Annotated in this window: 20 protein-coding genes and 1 pseudogene; 8 read left to right on the top strand and 13 right to left on the bottom strand. The window is 55.8% G+C overall.

Annotation, left to right across the window (positions count from 1 at the left end; translation table 11 throughout):
* Positions 1 to 57: 57 nt before the first annotated feature.
* Positions 58 to 828, top strand: coding sequence for an LPS export ABC transporter ATP-binding protein (lptB, locus tag GGR91_RS00350; protein WP_246336983.1), 771 nt, complete (start codon positions 58 to 60; stop codon positions 826 to 828).
* A gap of 28 nt (positions 829 to 856) precedes the next feature.
* Positions 857 to 2344 (top strand): RNA polymerase factor sigma-54, encoded by a 1488-nt coding sequence (rpoN, locus tag GGR91_RS00345; protein ID WP_183938987.1) that lies wholly within the window; start codon positions 857 to 859, stop codon positions 2342 to 2344.
* Here rpoN and GGR91_RS00340 read toward each other — a convergent pair whose 3' ends face one another.
* Positions 2345 to 3139, bottom strand: a complete 795-nt coding sequence (locus tag GGR91_RS00340) for an NTP transferase domain-containing protein (RefSeq protein ID WP_246336982.1) — start codon at positions 3137 to 3139, stop codon at positions 2345 to 2347.
* Between the two features lie 81 nt (positions 3140 to 3220).
* On the opposite strand from GGR91_RS00340, the gene GGR91_RS00335 reads away from it, so the two are divergent.
* Positions 3221 to 3895, top strand: coding sequence for an HAD family hydrolase (locus GGR91_RS00335; protein ID WP_183938983.1), 675 nt, complete (start codon positions 3221 to 3223; stop codon positions 3893 to 3895).
* A gap of 9 nt (positions 3896 to 3904) precedes the next feature.
* On the opposite strand, the gene GGR91_RS00330 is transcribed toward GGR91_RS00335, so the two are convergent.
* The gene (locus GGR91_RS00330) at positions 3905 to 5131 is read right to left on the bottom strand and encodes a hypothetical protein (RefSeq protein WP_183938981.1); all 1227 of its coding nucleotides are present in this window, start codon (positions 5129 to 5131) and stop codon (positions 3905 to 3907) included.
* Positions 5132 to 5271: 140 nt separating this feature from the next.
* On the opposite strand from GGR91_RS00330, the gene GGR91_RS00325 reads away from it, so the two are divergent.
* Complete coding sequence (locus GGR91_RS00325; RefSeq protein ID WP_183938979.1) at positions 5272 to 6588, top strand: lipopolysaccharide biosynthesis protein; 1317 nt, start codon at positions 5272 to 5274, stop codon at positions 6586 to 6588.
* On the opposite strand, the gene GGR91_RS00320 is transcribed toward GGR91_RS00325, so the two are convergent.
* The 4 genes and pseudogenes from GGR91_RS00320 to GGR91_RS11575 form a co-directional block, all read right to left on the bottom strand.
* Positions 6585 to 7475, bottom strand: a complete 891-nt coding sequence (locus GGR91_RS00320; protein WP_183938977.1) for an alpha/beta hydrolase — start codon at positions 7473 to 7475, stop codon at positions 6585 to 6587. The two genes, GGR91_RS00325 and GGR91_RS00320, sit on opposite strands and share 4 nt — an antisense overlap.
* A 97-nt stretch (positions 7476 to 7572) precedes the next feature.
* Positions 7573 to 7893 carry a cupredoxin domain-containing protein gene (locus GGR91_RS00315; RefSeq protein WP_183938975.1) on the bottom strand — a complete coding sequence of 107 codons (321 nt, stop codon included), beginning with the start codon at positions 7891 to 7893 and terminating at the stop codon, positions 7573 to 7575.
* 126 nt (positions 7894 to 8019) lie between these two features.
* On the bottom strand, positions 8020 to 8367 hold the full coding sequence (locus tag GGR91_RS00310; RefSeq protein ID WP_183938973.1) for a hypothetical protein: 348 nt from the start codon (positions 8365 to 8367) through the stop codon (positions 8020 to 8022).
* Between the two features lie 242 nt (positions 8368 to 8609).
* Positions 8610 to 8684, bottom strand: a pseudogene (locus GGR91_RS11575) (30S ribosomal protein S9); the annotation flags it as partial.
* A gap of 162 nt (positions 8685 to 8846) precedes the next feature.
* Here GGR91_RS11575 and GGR91_RS00305 point away from each other — a divergent pair.
* The gene (locus tag GGR91_RS00305) at positions 8847 to 9125 is read left to right on the top strand and encodes a winged helix-turn-helix transcriptional regulator (protein ID WP_183938971.1); all 279 of its coding nucleotides are present in this window, start codon (positions 8847 to 8849) and stop codon (positions 9123 to 9125) included.
* Positions 9126 to 9575: 450 nt separating this feature from the next.
* Here GGR91_RS00305 and rpsI read toward each other — a convergent pair whose 3' ends face one another.
* From rpsI to GGR91_RS00290, 3 genes are all read right to left on the bottom strand, one after another.
* The gene (rpsI, locus tag GGR91_RS00300) at positions 9576 to 10067 is read right to left on the bottom strand and encodes a 30S ribosomal protein S9 (protein WP_183938969.1); all 492 of its coding nucleotides are present in this window, start codon (positions 10065 to 10067) and stop codon (positions 9576 to 9578) included.
* Entirely contained in the window at positions 10067 to 10546 is a 480-nt protein-coding gene (gene rplM, locus GGR91_RS00295) for a 50S ribosomal protein L13 (RefSeq protein WP_183938967.1), read from the bottom strand. Before rplM ends, rpsI begins: the two co-directional genes overlap by 1 nt.
* Before the next feature lie 143 nt (positions 10547 to 10689).
* Complete coding sequence (locus GGR91_RS00290) at positions 10690 to 11748, bottom strand: COX15/CtaA family protein (protein ID WP_183938964.1); 1059 nt, start codon at positions 11746 to 11748, stop codon at positions 10690 to 10692.
* Positions 11749 to 11874: 126 nt separating this feature from the next.
* Here GGR91_RS00290 and GGR91_RS00285 point away from each other — a divergent pair, with 126 nt between their 5' ends.
* The 3 genes from GGR91_RS00285 to dxs are packed head-to-tail and all read left to right on the top strand — an operon-like array spanning position 11875 to position 14727.
* The gene (locus GGR91_RS00285; RefSeq protein WP_183938962.1) at positions 11875 to 12240 is read left to right on the top strand and encodes a MerC domain-containing protein; all 366 of its coding nucleotides are present in this window, start codon (positions 11875 to 11877) and stop codon (positions 12238 to 12240) included.
* A gap of 42 nt (positions 12241 to 12282) precedes the next feature.
* A complete protein-coding gene (locus GGR91_RS00280; protein ID WP_183938960.1) occupies positions 12283 to 12741 on the top strand; it encodes a Fur family transcriptional regulator in 459 nt (152 codons plus the stop codon).
* 54 nt (positions 12742 to 12795) lie between these two features.
* Complete coding sequence (gene dxs, locus GGR91_RS00275; protein WP_183938958.1) at positions 12796 to 14727, top strand: 1-deoxy-D-xylulose-5-phosphate synthase; 1932 nt, start codon at positions 12796 to 12798, stop codon at positions 14725 to 14727.
* Positions 14728 to 14748: 21 nt separating this feature from the next.
* On the opposite strand, the gene GGR91_RS00270 is transcribed toward dxs, so the two are convergent.
* From GGR91_RS00270 to ileS, 4 genes are all read right to left on the bottom strand, one after another.
* On the bottom strand, positions 14749 to 15141 hold the full coding sequence (locus GGR91_RS00270; protein WP_183938956.1) for a DUF3035 domain-containing protein: 393 nt from the start codon (positions 15139 to 15141) through the stop codon (positions 14749 to 14751).
* Positions 15142 to 15153: 12 nt separating this feature from the next.
* Positions 15154 to 15417, bottom strand: a complete 264-nt coding sequence (locus GGR91_RS00265; protein ID WP_183938954.1) for a DUF3035 domain-containing protein — start codon at positions 15415 to 15417, stop codon at positions 15154 to 15156.
* Positions 15414 to 15962 carry a signal peptidase II gene (gene lspA, locus GGR91_RS00260; RefSeq protein WP_183938952.1) on the bottom strand — a complete coding sequence of 183 codons (549 nt, stop codon included), beginning with the start codon at positions 15960 to 15962 and terminating at the stop codon, positions 15414 to 15416. The genes GGR91_RS00265 and lspA overlap by 4 nt, the downstream gene beginning before the upstream one ends.
* A 339-nt stretch (positions 15963 to 16301) precedes the next feature.
* Positions 16302 to 19055: an isoleucine--tRNA ligase gene (gene ileS, locus GGR91_RS00255; protein WP_183938950.1), complete on the bottom strand. Its 2754-nt coding sequence runs from the start codon at positions 19053 to 19055 to the stop codon at positions 16302 to 16304.
* Between the last annotated feature and the right edge of the window lie 19 nt (positions 19056 to 19074).

Below are 19074 nucleotides of genomic sequence, written 5' to 3'. Positions count from 1 at the left end.
TAGCTGTCTGTTGGATATCAACGGCAAAATCGCGGGCGAAATTTGGATATGGATAGCATGACTGCAACTTCTCCCGCTGCGGATGCGACGACGCAAGACGGCGTGCAATCCGGACTGGGTGTCGTTTCCATCGCCAAAAGCTATGACAAGCGCGCGGTATTGACCGATGTGTCGCTCTCGGTTGCGAAGGGCGAAGTGGTGGGTCTACTTGGCCCCAATGGCGCGGGTAAAACCACCTGCTTTTATTCCATAATGGGGCTGGTAAAGCCCGACAGCGGCCGCATCACATTGGATGGCGCGGACATCACCAACCTGCCGATGTACCGCCGCGCGATTTTGGGTTTGGGCTATTTGCCGCAAGAAACATCAATTTTCCGCGGCATGACCGTTGAACAAAATATCAGCGCTGTTCTGGAAATGTCAGAACCCGATGCAGATGCGCGCAACGAGCGGTTGGAAAAATTGCTTGGTGAATTTGGCCTCACCCGGTTGCGCAGCGCACCCGCCATGGCGCTGTCCGGTGGCGAGCGGCGGCGCTGCGAAATTGCGCGTGCGCTGGCGGCCAATCCGTCGATCATGTTGCTCGATGAACCTTTCGCCGGCATCGACCCGATATCCATTTCCGATATTCGCGACCTTGTGAAAGAATTGAAAACCCGCGGCATCGGCGTGCTGATTACCGATCATAATGTGCGCGAAACGCTGGATATCGTTGACCGCGCCTGCATCATTTATGGTGGGCAGGTTCTGTTCGCAGGGTCGCCCGAGGCGTTGGTCGCGGATCCCAATGTGCGCCGCCTATATCTCGGCGAGAGTTTTGCAATGTGATTTGCGGCGATGACGGAACCATAACGTCATGGCATTAGCACCCCGTCTCGATCTTCGCCAAAGCCAGTCGCTGGTGATGACACCGCAACTGCAGCAGGCGATTAAACTGCTGGCATTATCATCGCTCGAAATTGAAGCGTTCATCGCGGAAGAGGTCGAACGTAATCCCGTTTTGGAAACAGCCAGCAGCGACATTGCCCCTGATGTGCCGACCGAGGATTTCGCGCCCGCGTTGAACGACAGTGGCGAGCGCGCCAGTGACGACCTGCTCAGTGGCGATGGCCAAGGCACATCGGACGCGCTTGATGTCGATTTCAGCGCGGAAACGTTCCACCATGATACCCCGTCCGATAGTGTGGGCGGGGCCGATGGCATGCTTGGGCTTTCGGGCGGCGCCGCGCCCAGCGGCTTTGACGCCGACGGCCCTGATTTCGACAGCTTTGCCGCGCGCGATATCAGCCTGCGTGAACATTTGATGGCGCAGGCAGGGTCCAGCCTGTCTGGACGGCAGTTGTTTCTGGTCCAGCAGATTATCGAACATATCGAACCCACGGGCTATGTTGGCGAAGACCTGATGGCGGCGGCCCACCGGCTTGGCGTTCCCATGGCGGAAATGGAGGCGGCGCTTTCGGAGTTGCAGCGGTTCGATCCAACCGGCGTTGGGGCGCGCAATCTGTCCGAATGCCTTGCTATTCAAGCGCGCGAGGCGGATCGTTATGACCCCTGCATGGCCAAGCTCATCGACAATCTCGACTTGGTGGCAAAGGGTGCGTTTGACCAGCTTAAGCGCATGTGCCGCGTCGATGACGAAGATCTGCGCGATATGTTGATGGAACTGCGTGGTTATGATCCAAAGCCCGGCTGCCGGTTCGAAAGCGAAGATATGCTTGCGGTCACGCCCGACATATTCATCACGCCGCGCGGCGACGGCTGGGCCATCGAACTGAACAGTGCCAACCTACCCCGCATTCTCATCAACCGCAGCTATGTTGCCGAGCTGGGGCAAGACAAGGCCACAAAAGCCTGGCTAAGCGATTGCATGGCGGATGCGAATTGGCTCATCAAAGCCATGGATCAAAGACAGCGCACCATCGTCAAGGTCGCCACCGAGATTGTGAAGCAACAGGACGGCTTTTTTCGCAAGGGCGTCGCCCATTTGCGGCCACTCACGCTGCGGCAAGTGGCCGATGCCATCGACATGCATGAATCCACCGTCAGCCGAGTGACGAGCAACAAATATCTGCATTGCGGACGCGGTCTGTTTGATCTCAAATATTTCTTCTCATCGGGCGTTCAATCCGCCGACGGTGAGGGCGCGTCGGCTGAGGCCGTGAAAAGCCACATCAAATCCCTCATTGATGCCGAGGGCGAAAAGATCCTGTCCGATGACACGCTGGTCGATTTGTTGACGGCAAAAGGCTTCGACATTGCCCGACGTACCGTCGCGAAATATCGCGAAGCTATGGGTATCGGATCGTCCGTGCAAAGGCGGCGGCAAAAGAAAATGGGCCGCTAATCAAGCAGCCAAATGTGAGCGCGCCCCGGTTTCGCGGTCGATAAGAATGTGCTCCGCCAATATATGGTCGCTAACCTTATCGACGTCGATTGCAGCGACAGGGTCAGACATTGGCACCAGCGTAGCAACAAGGCCAAGGCGTTTGCCCGCAGCGGTCAACGCCTGCCGCAATCCAATCGTGCGGGTCAGCGCGCGCAGGGCCAGCCGCACCCCGAAGTGCATGAACAGGCGCCATGCTTTCTTGCGATCCTGTTCGGCCTCTGCCCATAAATCAAGTGCGAATGCGGACTTGGGGCTCATCAACGCGAAGAGATTTGCGCCGGACCATGCCCCGTCCGAAAAACGCAGCCATGTGCGTTTGGCATCGGGAAATTGCGCCAGCATCGTCTTGCATTCCACCATCGCAATGGCAACATCGCCCTCCGCTTTTCCTAGAAATTCCGCAATCATATCAACGGTTAACAAGGGGTGGTCCGCGGTGGTCACCAATATCGGCGACGAAAATCCTAACGCATCCACCTGCCGTTTGATGCTCAGCGATATACTGCTCAGGCTTTCGACCAACGTTGCGCCACCTGCGGCATCTACCGCGGAACGCAGTGCATCGGGTTCCTGACATAGAACAATGATTTCACCGATAAGCGGCGACGCACGCAGCGTCCGCACGACATGGCTAATCATCGGTTCGCCGCGCACGGGCACCAGAGCTTTCAGCTTCAGCCCGAAATGCTGTGCAAACATATCCGTACCAGGCCTTTGCCCGGCAAGGACGATGCAGGTCCATTGCGCTTGCAAACAGCTTCTCCTAAACGCATCCAAATCGGGGGGCACGCCAACATATTTGGCATACCTTGGGGTGGGGCTTGGCGACCAAATATGAATATTGCAATATATGATCTCGACAAGACGATAACCCGTCGCCCGACATTTACGCATTTTCTGCTATTTTATGCCCGGCGGACCGCGCCCATTCGGCTGGCATTACTGCCGGTCTGGATCGCGGCGATGCTGGGATATAAGCTTGGCCTATATGGACGCAAACCCCTGAAACAATTTGGGATCGCGATGTTTATCGGACGCCAAATCTGTCCGGACAGCTTACCCAATATCGTCGCCCATTTTGCCGAACAGCTTGTGCGCGAAGGCCTTCAGCCGGGGGCCGTTGCCCGCATTGACGCCGATCGCGCGCGCGGGGCGTTGTTGGTGATGGCAACCGCTGCACCCCATTTTTATGCCGGCAACATCGGCGCCAAAATTGGTTTTGATGCCGTTATTGCGACGCGTCATATCGGCGAAGCAGACGGCCAATTGATGCACCGCATCGACGGCGAGAATTGCTATGCCGCAGAAAAATTGCGCCGCGTGCAGGAATGGCTGTCGCAACAAGGCATTAACCGCAAAGATGCGCATATCCGTTTTTATTCGGACGATCTGAGCGACCGGTTCACTTTAGACTTCGCTGACGAAGGTTATGTGGTGAACCCCTCCAAACGCTTTATGAAGGCGGCTGCCGAGGCCAATTGGGGCGTGCTCGATTTCCGCAGCGCATAGGCGCCCGCTTCAGCCAGCTAAGCTTTCAATATATCGACCCAAAGCCTCCCCACCGCGGTCCGAGGCTGGGCGCGGATCGCTTTGGTCGGCGGTGTAGGCCATGCGCTGCTCTTGGGCTTTGCGATATTGGGCGGCAATCTGCGCATGATCGGGCAACAATGCTATCAACTGCTTGGCCGTGCGGACAACCGGGCCGTTGTTCCAGAAATCATATTCGGGCGGAGCGCCGGGCGCGACCACACTGTGCGTATCGATGAAAAAACAGGCGCGCGGACGATGCAGAAATTCATACACCTGGCTTGAAACATCGCCAATATAGACGTCTGCGGACAGGGTATAGCTCATGTCAAACAGGCGCGCGCTATCCACATCGATCCGGATATTCGGGGCATCATAATATTTGGGATCAATGTCGGGCCGCGTGCGGGTCACGCGATATTCGGGCGAAATATGCACCTTTTTATAGAATAGCATCACATGCGGCGCAAAGATCAGATTGTAACGGTCCGCATTCTGATAAAAAAATTCCAATATGTCCGCCCCGTGATCGAACCAGCTGGACATATGTGGGTCGAAATGCGGATTGTATAAAAAGGTCGGCTTGCCGTTGTCGAAAAATGTTTCGGGGGTGCGCCCCCGCAAAATGTCGAACTTTGGATAACCGATGATCCGGCAGCGTTCGGGCGTGGACACGCCCGCATCCACCATCTGGTCCACAACCTTTTGTCCGCTGACCATCAACAGGTCAAAGTCCCGGAATGCAGGGTGAAAAGATACATTCCGGTCCCCCGCCCCATGGGGCACACAGACAAAGGCAGGGCAATGTTTGCGGCGGCGAAATTTGGTCCAATGGCGTTTGAGGGTCAGGCAGGTGCGTTCCGTCGACACGATGGCGACGGATTTCCGTAAGAACGCATTATGCCAATATAAACGCAATATCCGGTGAACGGGCACCAATCTGTTCAGGCCGCTGGTAAGCGTCTCGAGCCATTCGGGTAACGCCAGCGACCGCCAATGCAAGGCGGCAATCTGCTCAGGCGTCAGCAGCCTTTCGACCTCTTTTCGCGTCACGTCACTGCCAAAGGCGACAATCGCCCGGTAGGCTTTTTCACGCAACGCGAATGCGCCGGCTATCCCCGCCAAATGCGCCACTTGGTGGCCCGCATCATGGTTGAACAGGAAAATGACGTCCGATTTGACGGACGCCGCAGCCTTCTGGTGTCGTGGATTATTCATACAAGAAAGCATCTATCGCCATTGCTAGATTTTTGCGACCAGTTTGCAGCACGCTCAGTTTTTTTCCGGCGCGTCATGACATGGCTTTGATTAACGGCGGAAGTGCACTAGTCCCGCAGACTGATCGGGGGTCTGGCGTAATGGCTGAACAAAAACGGGGGAGTGGGCGCCGCATTTTGCAATCGGGCGCGTGGCTGTTCTTGCCAAAGACCACCTCTGCGGTGCTCAGCCTTATTTACCTTGCCGTTTCTACCCAAAGCTTGGGTGCGGCAGAATTTGGCAAATTCATGCTGATCTTCAGCTTTGCCCAAACGATATCCAGCTTTACATCGTTCCAGACGTGGCAAATTCTGATCCGGTACGGCACGACGTTGGTGCACACAAAGTCCGATCAAAAGCTGGCCGAACTCACATGGTTTTGCCTGATCCTTGATATAATAGGGGCATTGCTGGCGTTTCTGGTCGCGATGGTCGGCGCATGGGCGCTTGCATACAACCAAGGCTGGAGTGATTCAGAGGCAATCGCCGTGGTCGGCTTCACCACCCTTTTGGTGCTGTCCGCCCGTTCGACACCGACAGGGCTGCTGCGCATCAACGACCGTTTTGGTGACGCCGCCATTCCGGACATGCTGGTGCCTATCATCCGCCTTATCGGCACCGGCATATTGGTGCTGACGCAGCCTACGGCATGGGGGTTCCTCGCGGTGTGGCTATTGTCCGAAATGGTGCCAACGATATGGGTTTGGGGGAATGTTTTGCGCCGGCTCAAATTGCCGCTGCGGCTCAGCACTATGCCAACGCTGCGTGGCTTTCAGGACAGCTTCCCCGGCATTACCAAATTCGCGTTATGGTCCAATGCGGGTTCAAGTTTTAAGCTGACCAGCCAACAAGTGGTCGCGGTTGTGGTCGGCTTTTCCGTTGGTGCAGCGGCGGCTGGATTTTTCCGCCTTGGCTATCAATTGGGTCAGGTCTTTGCCCGCGTCGGCGACGCCATATCCATGGCGATATTCACCGAATATGCCCGCGTTGCGCACACCGTCGACGCCAAAGATGCCAGCAACTTGCTCAGCCGCATGATTAAAGTGTCCGGCGTTGCGGCGGTGCTCGTATTGGCGATTGTCGGCTTTGCCGGGAAACCCGCTTTGATATGGATATTTGGCGCAGAATTTGTCGCCGCTTATCCGTTGGTATTGATCTTGGGCACGGCCACCGCCATCCAATTTGCCACCTTGGGGCTGGAGCCTGCGCTGCTCACCGCGGGCAAGGCGGGCCGCGTGATGCTGTGCAGCCTTGCCGGCGCTATTGTCGTGGTGCTGATGATGATCTGGCTTATGCCCATTTATGCCGAGGTGGGTGCAGCATTTGCGATGTTAGGCGCAGCGGTGGTCAACGCCGCGCTGCTGGTCATTTCCTATCGGCAAAAGATAGTTGCGCCAAAAACCGCAGACGCGGCTTAACGCGGTTCGTGCGCCTTTATGAAGGTCGTAACATCGGTAATGACAGACGCCTTGTTCCGAAAGGGGCGTGCGACCGCCATGATGATGTCGGAATGACCAACATCGGGATAGATTTTAAGCTGCTGTTTCCCGCCGAGCGCGGCGATCCGTTCCGACAGGATTTTGCTGTTGCGTGGTTTAACCACAGTGTCCTTGTCCCCCGTCAGCAACAACAAAGGCGGTGCATCGGCGCGCGCGAAGGTAATCGGCTGGGTCTCGGTTAAGTCGGGCCATTGGCCAAAGGCAATTTTCGATGACTCGGTGGTGAACGGCAAGAAATCATAAGGGCCGGCTAGCCCGATCACGCCCTTTATGACGTCAGTCCCCAAGCCCTGCGCCTTCAAATAACGTGGATCGAGCGCGGTCATCATCGCGATATGCGCGCCGGCGCTGTGTCCCATCAGGAAAATGTCGTCTTTGTTGCCCTGATACGTACCAACATTGGCGTGCACCCACGCAATGGCCGCCGCTGTGTCGTCTACAAATGCGGGGAAACGAACCGCAGGCGATTTGCGATAATCGGCAATGACAGTGACAAAACCGCGCGATGCAAAGGCACGACCCAAAAAGCCATAGCCTTCCCGCTCACCATCGCGCCACGAGCCACCATGAAAGAAGATGAGGACGGGGTAAGGCGCAGACGCAGCGCCTTCAGGTGCATAGATATCCAGCTTCTGCCGCGCGTCGGTTCCGTAAGCGATCGCCGTCACAGGCGTTCCATCAAACTCGGCAGCGCCCGGTGCCCACCGGTCCGCAAAATCGAGCTTTTGTGGATCACTCTTATTCCAGAGCCATAAGCCGGAACCAACGAGCGCAAGGAGCACGGCAATAAGGATATATTTGATCATGCGCGGTATGTGCCGGTTAAAGCGCTGACATTCAACGAAAAACGAAATTCTGTTCAATGCGCATCCGCATGTTGACGATAATCCGCGAACGCCGCGTCTATTTGACCTGTATCGTCATTTTCATGCCCTTATGGACAGCGCACTCTACCTCCACTTTCCCGGGCGTGTTGAACGTAATCTTTCTGGTTTCACTTGGTCCAAATGAACCGAGGTCGAAATTCGCGTTATCAGACAACGAAAATATATCGTGGTAAACCGTATCATCGTTCCTGAATTCGACCACATCGCCTTTTTGGATGGTAAGCGTCATGGTAGAGAATGTCTTTTGTTTCATAGTAACAATAGAGGTTGCCGCGTAAACGGCGGTCGCGGTCAGAACGGTAGCAACCGCCATTCCGGCTATCAGGCGCTTATTCATATATTGTCCTCTTATATTGTGCCTGCTCAACAGGTTGGCAAATTTAACGAAACGACACGGCGGACCAATGCACAGATTCTGCAAGCCAAGCGTCGCGATTGGGTCACATGAGAATGCGGACCAGCATCATTTCACATAAGTAATCGTCACACGGTATTGGCTGCACGTGAGATAGGTGACCCCACTGTCAGCGTTTATCACCGTCGACACTAACGTCGCGCCAGGCATCAGAGCCACTGGTGTCGCGCTGCTCAAGTTATTGAGTATGTTATGCGTTATGGAGCAGTTTAAGCCTCTGCTACCTTTATTTTGGATGGTAAAACTGTCGTTCAGCTTGACCGTCGCGCTTGTTTGTGAAGCAGACGTATCGGTCATCATAATCCAAATTTTTGCAGGGGCGGTTGTTGCCGTTGCAGGCATGGAATATAGCAGCGCCCAAACGGTGCCGACACATATGATAATCTGCTTCGGCATAGTGCGTACCTTTATTTTCCGCGCCGTGGGGTAGCAGCGGGCCACTGCAATAGCCATGACAATCGGTCGCATTTTGAATTGTCTTTCGGGTCGATGGTTGATCGCACTGGATCCTTTCAGATGTCAGGTGAAAGATTATGCGATTACACCAATGGTCTGCAGCATAAAAAAGAGGCCGCCATTTCTGGCAGCCCCTCTTGTGTAATGATCCGGACTGAATGAGCTTAACGTTTCGAAAACTGGAAGCCCTCCGACTTAACAGCGCTGCGCAGCAGTGGCTCGTACTTCGACAGTGCCTGCGCGATGCCATGCTTGACCCGAAAGGCTGGTTGATGACGAGACGCAGCGACCGCTGCCATGCGCAATTTGTAAATTTTCATTTTTGATAGTTTTATACAATAGTCATCATCAATATTGAAATACGGTGCGATTTTTCCAATTTGGCGATTAATTTATAAAATTAATCGTTGGGGGAATGTATGATTGATGAAATAAGGAAAATATTTAATTTTCAGCATTCAACAAATGTAAAATGCTTGCACAACGAATTGGTTATTATCAAAGAAATTGCGGAAAATGGACCACTTCCGTCACTAGATTTAATGAAAAGAACAGGAAGATCCATTTCTGGTCACAACCAAGATATCAAAAGACTTTTAGATATTGGAGCATTGAAAATGGAAATATCTAATGATGACAAAAGAAAAATAATATATTCTATTTCAGAAAATTTAAAATCTGAATTTATAAATAAATAAAATGAAACAAATCTTATATTACTATTTTTTTAACAATATAATTCAATATAAATATTTTCAACACAAATTAATGTCCGATATTTAGATTATATTTTAATAAAGACGGTCCACGGCATATTGTTTTTTTGAGCTTATTTCAAGATTTTAAGTTATCTCTGGCTTTCCTTCGGTTCCAGCAACGCAAGCAATGTCTCTTTATCAATCTGCCCAGCGTGGAAATGCTTCATAGCTTCAAGCAAAAATGGATCGTTCGTGTCAGCAGCGACAGGGTGCGTTGATAGACAATCAGATCTCCGACCCCCAAAGATGCCCTGACCGCTGCCATGCAGCTATATCGAAGAGCTCAGAACGTCGACGTTTCTGCAAATCTGCCACGATTCCGCTACAACAAAAAAGGGCTCGCGATTTCTCGCAAGCCCTTGATTTTGTTCGGAAAACCGACTTTTCGGTTTAACGCTTCGAGAACTGGAAGCTCTTACGCGCCTTGGCCTTGCCGTATTTCTTACGCTCGACAACGCGGCTGTCGCGGGTCAGGAAGCCTTCCGACTTCACAGCGCTACGCAGCAGTGGCTCGTACTTCGACAGTGCCTGTGCGATGCCATGCTTGACCGCGCCAGCCTGACCCGAAAGGCCACCGCCCTTGACGGTTGCGATAACGTCATATTGACCCGTACGCTCGGTGACACCGAACGGCTGGTTGATGACGAGACGCAGCGAAGGACGTGCGAAGTAAATTTCCTGATCGCGGCCATTGACGACAATCTTGCCGGTGCCTGGCTTTAACCAAACGCGTGCAACCGCGTCCTTACGACGGCCAGTTGCATAAGCGCGACCTTGCGCATCAATTTCCTGTTCGCGAACGACAGCAGCAATCTGAGCTGGTGCCTGAACGTCGGCACCCAAGGTTTCGAGATCAGCGAGCGAATTTGCAGTTTCAGACATTATGCACCCACCTTGTTCTTGCGGTTCATAGAAGCGACGTCGAGCGTCGTTGGCTGTTGGCCGGCATGCGGATGCTCGGTACCATTATACAGATGCAGCGCGCGCATTTGGGCACGACCCAAAGGACCGCGTGGAACCATGCGCTCAACGGCCTTTTCAAGGACGCGCTCAGGGAACTTGCTGTCAAGTACCTTACCCGCAGTGATGCCCTTGATCCCACCGATGTAACCGGTGTGGCGATAGTAAACCTTGTCGGTCAACTTCTTGCCGGTGAACTTCACCTTGTCGGCATTGATGACAACAACATGGTCGCCGCAATCCACGTGCGGGGTGTAGCTTGGCTTGGTCTTACCACGCAGGATGTTGGCGATGAGGCTGGCAACACGGCCAACAACCAAACCTTCTGCGTCAATGAGGATCCACGATTTCTCGACGTCCTGTGGACGGATCGATTTCGTAACTCTGGATAGCGTTTTCATCGCTAATCGCACCTTTCGAAATTTTAGTGTTGCACAGAATCACAAAGGATCCTGCACGCGAAGCGGTGCCAATGGCGACGAACCGGCCAATAGTCAAGCAAAAGCAAGGGTTTTACGACGGGTATAATAATACCTGCCTGCGTTTAGGCTGTGTCGCGTCCCAAGACATGCGCGCCCCAGACCGTGGCCGCGACCAAAAGGGCACCGACCGCCTGATGTGAAACGGCAAGGACGATGTTGACCCCCGTCATTACGGTTGCAATGCCCAGCAGGATCTGGATGCCGAACGCGCTATGAATAGCGGCTGATGCCCCACGAACGCCTGCTTTCTTAACCCGCCGTGCCATCAGGATCAGCGCAATCACCGCGACCCACGCCCACCAGCGGTGGACGAAATGGGTGAGATAGGGGTCATTCACCAAAGCGTAAAATGCACCCTTGGCGGTATCCACGCCATCGGGATAAAAGCGGTCGTTCATCAATGGCCATGTGTTGGCGACATATCCGGCATTCAGCCCGGCAACCCACGCGCCGAAGAGCAGCTGGATAAACAATATCGCCAAGATACTGCCCGTAAAGCCAGTGATGCGCGCGGGCTTTGCCGATGAATTTTTCGTCAGTGCGTGTAAATCAAGCGCGGTCCAAACAAGGCCACCCAAGATGGTGAGGGCGGTCAAAAGATGGACGGCAAGCCGGTAATGGCTGACATCGGTGCGCGCAGAAAGGCCCGATGACACCATCCACCAGCCAATGGTCCCTTGCAGGCCGCCCAGCGCAAGCAAAGCAAGCAAGCGCAGCTTGTAGCCGCTCGGGATCGCCTGCTTGATCCAGAACCATGCCAGCGGCAGCGCAAAGGCCAATCCGATAACCCGCCCCAACAAGCGGTGGACCCATTCCCAAAAATAGATGAATTTAAACTCCGCGAGCGTCATGCCCGCCGGACCGTTGATCTCGGTATATTCGGGGATCTGTTTGTACTTTTCAAATTCGGAGAGCCAGCTAGCCTCGTTCAACGGTGGCAAGGTGCCCGTGATGGGTTTCCATTCGGTGATCGACAGGCCCGATTCGGTCAGGCGCGTAATGCCGCCCACAACCACCATCGCGAAGACGAGAACCGCCACGCCCATAAGCCATGTAATCAGCGCCTGAGGGCGCGACGGGCGCGCACCGGATGCGGTGTCAGAATGAAGAGCTTTATCCATAAACGGCGATATGCCCCTGATTTCAGCAAGCTGCAAGCGCACAGAGGTTGCAAAAATGGTCGCCACGGCTGCAATTTATGCGATGTAATGTTGTAACGTTTACCGAATCGGTGTAATACGCCCATAATGACGCAGGCATGGAAAAAATGGCGATGGGACGGGCTTGGCATAAGCATTGCTGGCCTGTGCCTTGTGCATTGCCTTGTCACCATGCTTTTGCTGGCGTTTCTGGCATCGGCGAGCGGTGTTTTTCTCAACTCGATCATTCATGAAACCGGCCTGTTGCTGGCCATTCTCTTCGGCGTACTGGCGCTTGGTAAGGGCTTTTGGGATCATGGACTGTTTACGCCAGCCATCGTTGGCGCAGCCGGCATTGGCATGATGGCGGGCGCATTGACATTGCCGCATGGATGGACGGAGATCGTCTGGACCGTCCTTGGCGTCATCTGCCTCGCGCTAGGACATTTCCTGAACCACCGCGCATCTGCCTGACGGGCAATTGACCGGCTGGCTGTCAAAGCCTACATCATCCATATGGCAGTTCATCATCATCACGAGCATGCAGGCGCATCGCTTGCCCAAGCCGCCCAATCGGCTTTGGTCGAGGCGGGCGAGCAGTGGACCGATATGCGCGCGGACATTTTCGCCGTGCTCGCCACGTTTGAAAAACCGGCATCGGCTTATGATATTGCAGATCTCGTTTCGCAAAAGCGCGGCAAGCGGGTTGCACCCAACAGCGTGTACCGGATACTCGATCTGTTCGTGACCACCAACCTTGCGCGCCGCGTCGAAAGCGCGAACGCCTATCTCGCCAACTCGCATCCCGGCTGTCTGCATGATTGCATTTTCCTGATCTGCGACAGCTGCGGCACCGCAACGCATATTGATGACGACACGCTGACCATGAACGTTCGCGCAGCGGCCGAACATGCCGGTTTTGCCGAGGTTCGCCCCGTCATCGAAGTCCGCGGAAAATGTGCCGATTGCGGGTAGCGCTGGCGCAATTACCCGTTCGACAGCCCGATAAAAGGCCGCTAAGCTTATATCATGACACATACCCCAGACACGCCGTTACTCGACACGGTTAAAGTGCCCTCGGACCTTCGCAATCTTGCCGCGTCGCAGCTTCGCCAGCTCGCGGATGAATTGCGCGCTGAAACCATATCGGCAGTTTCGGTGACGGGCGGCCATTTGGGCGCTGGCTTGGGCGTCGTCGAACTGACGACCGCGATTCATTATGTATTCAACACGCCCGATGACCGTTTGGTCTGGGACGTTGGCCACCAATGCTATCCACACAAGATCCTGACCGGTCGCCGCGACCGCATTCGCACCTTGCGCACAGGCGGGGGGCTTTCGGGCTTCACCAAGCGCAGCGAAAGCGAATATGATCCGTTCGGCGCGGCACATAGCTCCACCTCTATTTCGGCCGCCTTGGGTTTTGCGGTCGCCAACAAGATTGCGGGCAAACCCGGCAAAGCCATTGCCGTCATCGGCGATGGTTCGATGTCGGCCGGCATGGCCTATGAGGCGATGAACAACGCCCAAGCTGCGGGCAACCGTCTGGTCGTCATCCTGAATGACAATGACATGTCGATCGCGCCGCCCGTTGGCGGTCTGTCGGCTTATTTGTCGCGTCTGGTGTCCTCCAGCGAATATCTCGGCCTGCGCAGCCTCGCGAGCAAAGTCGCCAAAAAGCTTTCGCGCCGCATCTATTCGGCTGCATCAAAGGCGGAGGAGTTCGCGCGCGGCATGGCAATGGGTGGCACCTTGTTTGAAGAACTCGGCTTTTATTATGTCGGCCCCATCGACGGCCATAATCTCGACCAGCTCATTCCCGTCCTCGAAAATGTCCGCGACAATGCCGAAGGCCCTGTGCTGATCCATGTCGTCACGCAAAAGGGCAAAGGCTACGCCCCTGCCGAAGCGTCGGCGGACAAATATCATGGCGTCGTCAAATTCGACGTGGTCACGGGCAAGCAGGACAAGGGCCCCGGTGGCGGTCCGCCCGCTTATCAAAACGTCTTCGGTGAAACGCTGGCCAAGCTCGCCGAAACCGATCCCAAGATTTGCGCGATAACCGCCGCGATGCCCGGCGGCACCGGCGTTGACAAATTCTCGGCCGCGCATCCCGAACGGTCGTTCGATGTCGGCATCGCTGAACAGCATGCCGTCACCTTTGCGGCTGGACTTGCGGCACAGGGGATGCGTCCCTTCTGCGCGATTTACTCCACTTTCCTGCAACGCGCCTATGACCAGGTCGTGCACGACGTCGCGATCCAGAATTTGCCGGTGCGCTTCGCCATTGACCGCGCTGGCCTCGTCGGTGCCGATGGCAGCACGCATGCGGGTTCGTTCGACATTACCTATTTGGCGACCTTGCCCAATATGGTCGTCATGTCGCCAGCTGATGAGGCGGAACTGGTCCACATGACCTACACCGCCGCCCTGCACGACAGCGGGCCCATCGCGTTCCGTTACCCACGCGGCAATGGCACGGGCGTTGCGATGCCCGACGTGCCGCAGCAGTTGGAAATCGGCAAAGGCCGGATCATCCGTGAAGGCAAGAAGGTTGCGATTCTCTCGCTTGGCACGCGTTTGGCCGAAGCGATGAAGGCCGCAGAGACGCTGGATGCCAAGGGCCTGAGCACCACTGTCGCCGACTTGCGCTTTGCAAAGCCGCTGGACGAAAAAATGATCCGTCACCTGATCGCCACGCATGAAGTTGTCGTGACGGTCGAAGAGGCATCGGTTGGCGGCCTTGGCGCGCATGTGCTGACGCTCGCCAGCGACGCTGGCCTGATGGACGCTGGCTTGAAAATCCGCACGATGCGCCTGCCGGACCTGTTCCAAGAACATGACAGCCCGCAAAAGCAATATGACGAAGCGGGCCTGAATGCCCCGCAGATCGTGGAAACAGTGTTAAAGGCGCTGCGCCACAACAGCGCCGGCGTGGAGGAAGCGAGCGCCAGCGCTTAACCCGCGCGGCGCTCTCAAAACTTAACCCGGAATAACAGCCTGCGCGGTTTGGCCGTCGCCTTCGGGTGCGGCGATGATGTCGCGAGTGATGCTGCCCTTGTTGACCGTGTTGGTCTGCGGATCACCGACGGACGAACGAATACCCATTTCGGCATTGCCCGAAGTCGTTGAGATCGCGCGTTCAGCGGCTGAGCGCGGCGCAGTGCCGCCAAACAACGCTTCCAATACCTGTTCCTGACCGCCATCGGCCGGACGGATTGCCGTTGCGGCAGTTGGCTCCAGCGCGAAATCGGGTGGAACGACCAAAGGCGCAGCGCGGCCAACCGTTGGCGCTTCATCGCCCGCCGAGGAACAACCCGCCAATATTGGCAGGGTCGCGATCGCTATGGCGAGTATGGCTGATTTCGTTTTCATATGCGTATCCATTTACTGGGCAGACTGCGGACGGGGCGCAGGTGCAGCGCCGCCGAACATTGCGTCCAAAACCTGTTCTTTCGTATCGCCATCTTGCGGGCGCGGCGCATCGGGTGTCGGCGCGGCCAATTCAAACTCGGTTGGAACCTGAAGCGGCTTTGACCGGCTTACGGCAAATTCATCTGGCCGGTCACGGTCAAACACGCTGGTGGTGCCGCAGCCCGAAAGCGCGAGCAAAGCAACTGACGCCGCCGCAAACATATTGATCCGCTTCATGATTTCTCCACTATGTCAGCGCTGCTTTCGGGTTGCTGAACGTCAGTCCCGCGTACGGTTTGCTTGTCGCTTATCAGGAAGGCGCGGGCAAGCAATATCAGCACGCCAATGGTGATACAGGCATCGGCAAGGTTGAATATGTAAAAAGGCCGGAATGCGCCAATGTGCAAATCGGCATAATCGACGACATAGCCATAGCGCACGCGGTCGACGATATTGCCCAGCGCGCCGCCCAAGACGAGCGACAAGGCCAGCACATCGCCGCGCAGTTTCTCACGCCACATCCAAACGGCAACCCCGATCGCAATCACCGCCGTCAGCGCCACCAATGCCCAGCGTTCGCCGTCGCTATCGGCCGTCAAAAAGCTCATCGAAACGCCGCGATTTTCGGCATAGCGCAGGTCGAAGAACGAAATGATGTGAATGACACCGCGGCTTTTCAGCTGAAGCGGGCCAAGCATCGCATATTTCACAATCTGGTCCGCGATGAACACAAGGCTTGCCAGCATGATGCCCTGAAGGCGGAATTTCGGATTGGGGTTCATGCTTAATCCTCCTCGTTTACGGGGAGGGGGACCACGCAAAGCGTGGTGGAGGGGGGTGTAAGTGCACGCATGCCCCCTCGTGTAAACTGCCAGCCCCCTCCGTCAACCCCGTGGGTTGCCACCTCCCCACAAGTGGGGAGGATTTGGGAAGGCTTACCCAGCAAAGCTGCATCGTCACCCTGAACGTGTTTCAGGGTCTTAATTTGGCTCCGTCCAAAGGTAGATGCGGAAACAAGTCCAGCATGACGGGCCTTAGTCAGTCTTTGTGCCTTCGTGCCTTTGTGCGCGCCCTTCATGCTTTTTGGTTCGCACAAAGGCACAAAGGCACGAAGAAGGTTATTACCCACCAACAACATCCGCACAGCGACCGCACAACGCGCCATCGTCCACAACCTCGGGCAGATGCCGCCAGCACCGACCGCATTTGTGGTTGGTTGTTTTGACTGCGCTTGTCTCGCGACCATGATGCACCGCTGCCACGATAAATATTTCTGCTAGGTTGATTTCGCCGGGATCACCCGGGTAGCTATATTCGACTTCCAGACTTGAGCCGATTTCCTTGTTACGGCGCATAGGTTCGATCAACTCGTTGGCCAGTATACGGGTTCCCCTAATGTCCGCCCAATTTCCCGCCAATCCTTCATCAAACCAACCCGCATCAACCTCCGGCCAATCGGAAAAATGCACGCTGTCGGCATCGGGGAATCGCGTCTGCCACACCTCTTCGCTGGTGAAGACCAGCACCGGCGCGGCATAGCGCACGAGGGCGTGGAACAAGGTGTCCAGCACCGTGCGATACGCCATCCGCTTGGGGTCGGTCGGCGCGTCGCAATAGAGGCAATCTTTGCGGATATCGAAGAAGAATGCCGACAGGTCTTCGTTGCAAAACTCGGTCAGCAACCGGACATACGTGTTAAAGTCAAAATCATTGACCGCGACCTTCAACTTCGCGTCCATATCCGCAAGCAGATGGAGCAGATAACGCTCCAGCTCGGGCATATCGGCGACCGCGACCTTTTCCGCGTCCGAAAAGCCGTCGAGCGCGCCGAGCAGATAGCGGAAGGTGTTGCGCAATTTGCGATATTGGTCGGAAACGCCCTGCAGGATTTCTTTGCCGATCCGGTGGTCCTCGGTGAAGTCCACGGTCAACGCCCATAGCCGCAAGATATCCGCGCCGCTGTCGCGCATCAGGTCGAGTGGGTTGATCGTGTTGCCCAGCGACTTGGACATTTTCATGCCCTTTTGGTCCATCGTAAAGCCGTGGGTCAGCACCGCATTATAAGGCGCGCGGCCCCGCGTACCGCAGCTTTGCAGCAGGCTTGACTGGAACCAGCCACGATGTTGGTCGCTGCCTTCGAGATAGAGGTCCGCTGGCCATTGCAGGTCGGGCCAACGTCCGCTTTCAAGGACGAAAGCATGCGTGCAGCCGGAATCGAACCAGACGTCCAAAATGTCCGTGACGCGTTCATAATCGGCGAGCGCATAGTCACTGCCCAGATATTCCTGTGCGCGTTCGTCGCTCCAGCCATCAACGCCATGTGCGCGAATGCCCGCGATGATACGTGCGTTCACGCCCGCGTCGCAGAGATATTGGCCGGACTTGCGATCCACAAACAGCGTAATCGGCACGCCCCATGCGCGCTGGCGAGACAGCACCCAGTCGGGGCGGCCTTCGACCATTGCGGTGATGCGGTTCTGGCCCTTTTCCGGAACCCAGCGGGTTTCCGAAATCGCGGTCATTGCCTTTTCACGCAATGTGCCATCAGCCGTCGCTTTATCCATCGGCACGAACCATTGCGGGGTGCAGCGATAGATGACCTTCGCCTTTGACCGCCAGCTGTGCGGATAGCTGTGCTTGTAATCCGCCGACGCCGCAAGCAATCCGTCCACCTTGTACAATGCAGCGCAGATGGGGCCGTCAGGCGCGTTGAATTTGGGGTTGATGACGCTGCCTTCACCGCCAAGCCAGAGCCAATCGGCGCGATATTTGCCGTCGCCTTCGACCGCGAAGACCGGTTCAATGCCGTTCGCCTTGCACAGGTCGAAGTCATCCTCGCCATGGTCAGGCGCCATATGGACAAGGCCGGTGCCGCTGTCGGTGGTGACGAAATCGCCTGCGAGCATGGGACGCCGCTTGGCAAAGAAACCGCCGAGTTCGTGCATCGGGTGGCGGACCATGGTTCCGGCGAGGTCGGCGCCTTTGCCGCGCCAAGTGACGTCGATCAAGCTCACATCCTCACCGAGACGTTTGGCAAAGTCATCGACCAAAGCTTCTGCAACCAGGCATTTTTTGGAACCATTTACCGTGACTAGCCAATAGCTAACTTCAGGACCGTAAGCCAAAGCTTGGTTCACCGGAATCGTCCAAGGCGTCGTGGTCCAGATCACCGCGTGCGCGCCAACGAGTTCGGCAATCGGCGATTCCACAATCCCAAACGCCACATCGATCTGCGTCGAAACGATGTCCTCATATTCGACTTCAGCTTCCGCGAGCGCGGTCTTTTCCACCGGCGACCACATCACGGGCTTTGCGCCGCGATACAGCTGGCCGCTTTCTGCGAACTTCAACAACTCCGAAACAATGGTCGCTTCGGCCTGAAAATCCATCGTCAGATAGGGATTGTCCCAATCGGCATTGATGCCCAGCCGTTTCAATTGTTCGCGCTGCGTATCGACCCAATGTTGCGCATAAGCGCGGCATTCGGCGCGGAACTCGACGGCCGGAACCTCGTCCTTGTTCAGCTTTTTCTTGCGATATTGCTCTTCGACCTTCCACTCGATGGGCAGGCCGTGGCAATCCCAACCGGGCACATAAGGCGCGTCTCTGCCCAACAATGTCTGCGTGCGAACAACCATGTCCTTCAGAATATGGTTCAGCGCGTGGCCGATATGCATGTCGCCATTCGCATAAGGCGGGCCATCATGCAGAATGAACTTCTCACGCCCGCGACGGCGATTGCGCAGCTCCGCATAAAAATCCTGCGCCTGCCAACGCGCGAGAATGCCCGGCTCCTTCTGCGGAAGGCCGGCCTTCATAGGGAAATCTGTTTTCGGCAGGAAAACGGTGTCGCGATAGTCGATAGGGTCAGTCATGTTGTGCGGGTGCCTAAAG

The sequence above is a fragment of the Sphingorhabdus rigui genome (assembly GCF_014196595.1).
Classification (GTDB): Bacteria; Pseudomonadota; Alphaproteobacteria; order Sphingomonadales; family Sphingomonadaceae; genus Sphingorhabdus_B; species Sphingorhabdus_B rigui.
This window is presented reverse-complemented; position numbering and strand designations above follow the sequence as displayed.

Bases quoted from the DNA above. Each gene is read 5' to 3' on its own strand.
- lptB (WP_246336983.1), top strand. From the start codon at position 58: ATGACTGCAACTTCTCCCGCTGCGGATGCGACGACGCAAGACGGCGTG.
- rpoN (WP_183938987.1), top strand. From the start codon at position 857: ATGGCATTAGCACCCCGTCTCGATCTTCGCCAAAGCCAGTCGCTGGTG.
- GGR91_RS00335 (WP_183938983.1), top strand. From the start codon at position 3,221: ATGAATATTGCAATATATGATCTCGACAAGACGATAACCCGTCGCCCG.
- GGR91_RS00330 (WP_183938981.1), bottom strand. From the start codon at position 5,131: ATGAATAATCCACGACACCAGAAGGCTGCGGCGTCCGTCAAATCGGAC.
- GGR91_RS00325 (WP_183938979.1), top strand. From the start codon at position 5,272: ATGGCTGAACAAAAACGGGGGAGTGGGCGCCGCATTTTGCAATCGGGC.
- GGR91_RS00320 (WP_183938977.1), bottom strand. From the start codon at position 7,475: ATGATCAAATATATCCTTATTGCCGTGCTCCTTGCGCTCGTTGGTTCC.
- GGR91_RS00315 (WP_183938975.1), bottom strand. From the start codon at position 7,893: ATGAATAAGCGCCTGATAGCCGGAATGGCGGTTGCTACCGTTCTGACC.
- GGR91_RS00310 (WP_183938973.1), bottom strand. From the start codon at position 8,367: ATGCCGAAGCAGATTATCATATGTGTCGGCACCGTTTGGGCGCTGCTA.
- GGR91_RS00305 (WP_183938971.1), top strand. From the start codon at position 8,847: ATGATTGATGAAATAAGGAAAATATTTAATTTTCAGCATTCAACAAAT.
- rpsI (WP_183938969.1), bottom strand. From the start codon at position 10,067: ATGTCTGAAACTGCAAATTCGCTCGCTGATCTCGAAACCTTGGGTGCC.
- rplM (WP_183938967.1), bottom strand. From the start codon at position 10,546: ATGAAAACGCTATCCAGAGTTACGAAATCGATCCGTCCACAGGACGTC.
- GGR91_RS00290 (WP_183938964.1), bottom strand. From the start codon at position 11,748: ATGGATAAAGCTCTTCATTCTGACACCGCATCCGGTGCGCGCCCGTCG.
- GGR91_RS00285 (WP_183938962.1), top strand. From the start codon at position 11,875: ATGACGCAGGCATGGAAAAAATGGCGATGGGACGGGCTTGGCATAAGC.
- GGR91_RS00280 (WP_183938960.1), top strand. From the start codon at position 12,283: ATGGCAGTTCATCATCATCACGAGCATGCAGGCGCATCGCTTGCCCAA.
- dxs (WP_183938958.1), top strand. From the start codon at position 12,796: ATGACACATACCCCAGACACGCCGTTACTCGACACGGTTAAAGTGCCC.
- GGR91_RS00270 (WP_183938956.1), bottom strand. From the start codon at position 15,141: ATGAAAACGAAATCAGCCATACTCGCCATAGCGATCGCGACCCTGCCA.
- GGR91_RS00265 (WP_183938954.1), bottom strand. From the start codon at position 15,417: ATGAAGCGGATCAATATGTTTGCGGCGGCGTCAGTTGCTTTGCTCGCG.
- lspA (WP_183938952.1), bottom strand. From the start codon at position 15,962: ATGAACCCCAATCCGAAATTCCGCCTTCAGGGCATCATGCTGGCAAGC.
- ileS (WP_183938950.1), bottom strand. From the start codon at position 19,055: ATGACTGACCCTATCGACTATCGCGACACCGTTTTCCTGCCGAAAACA.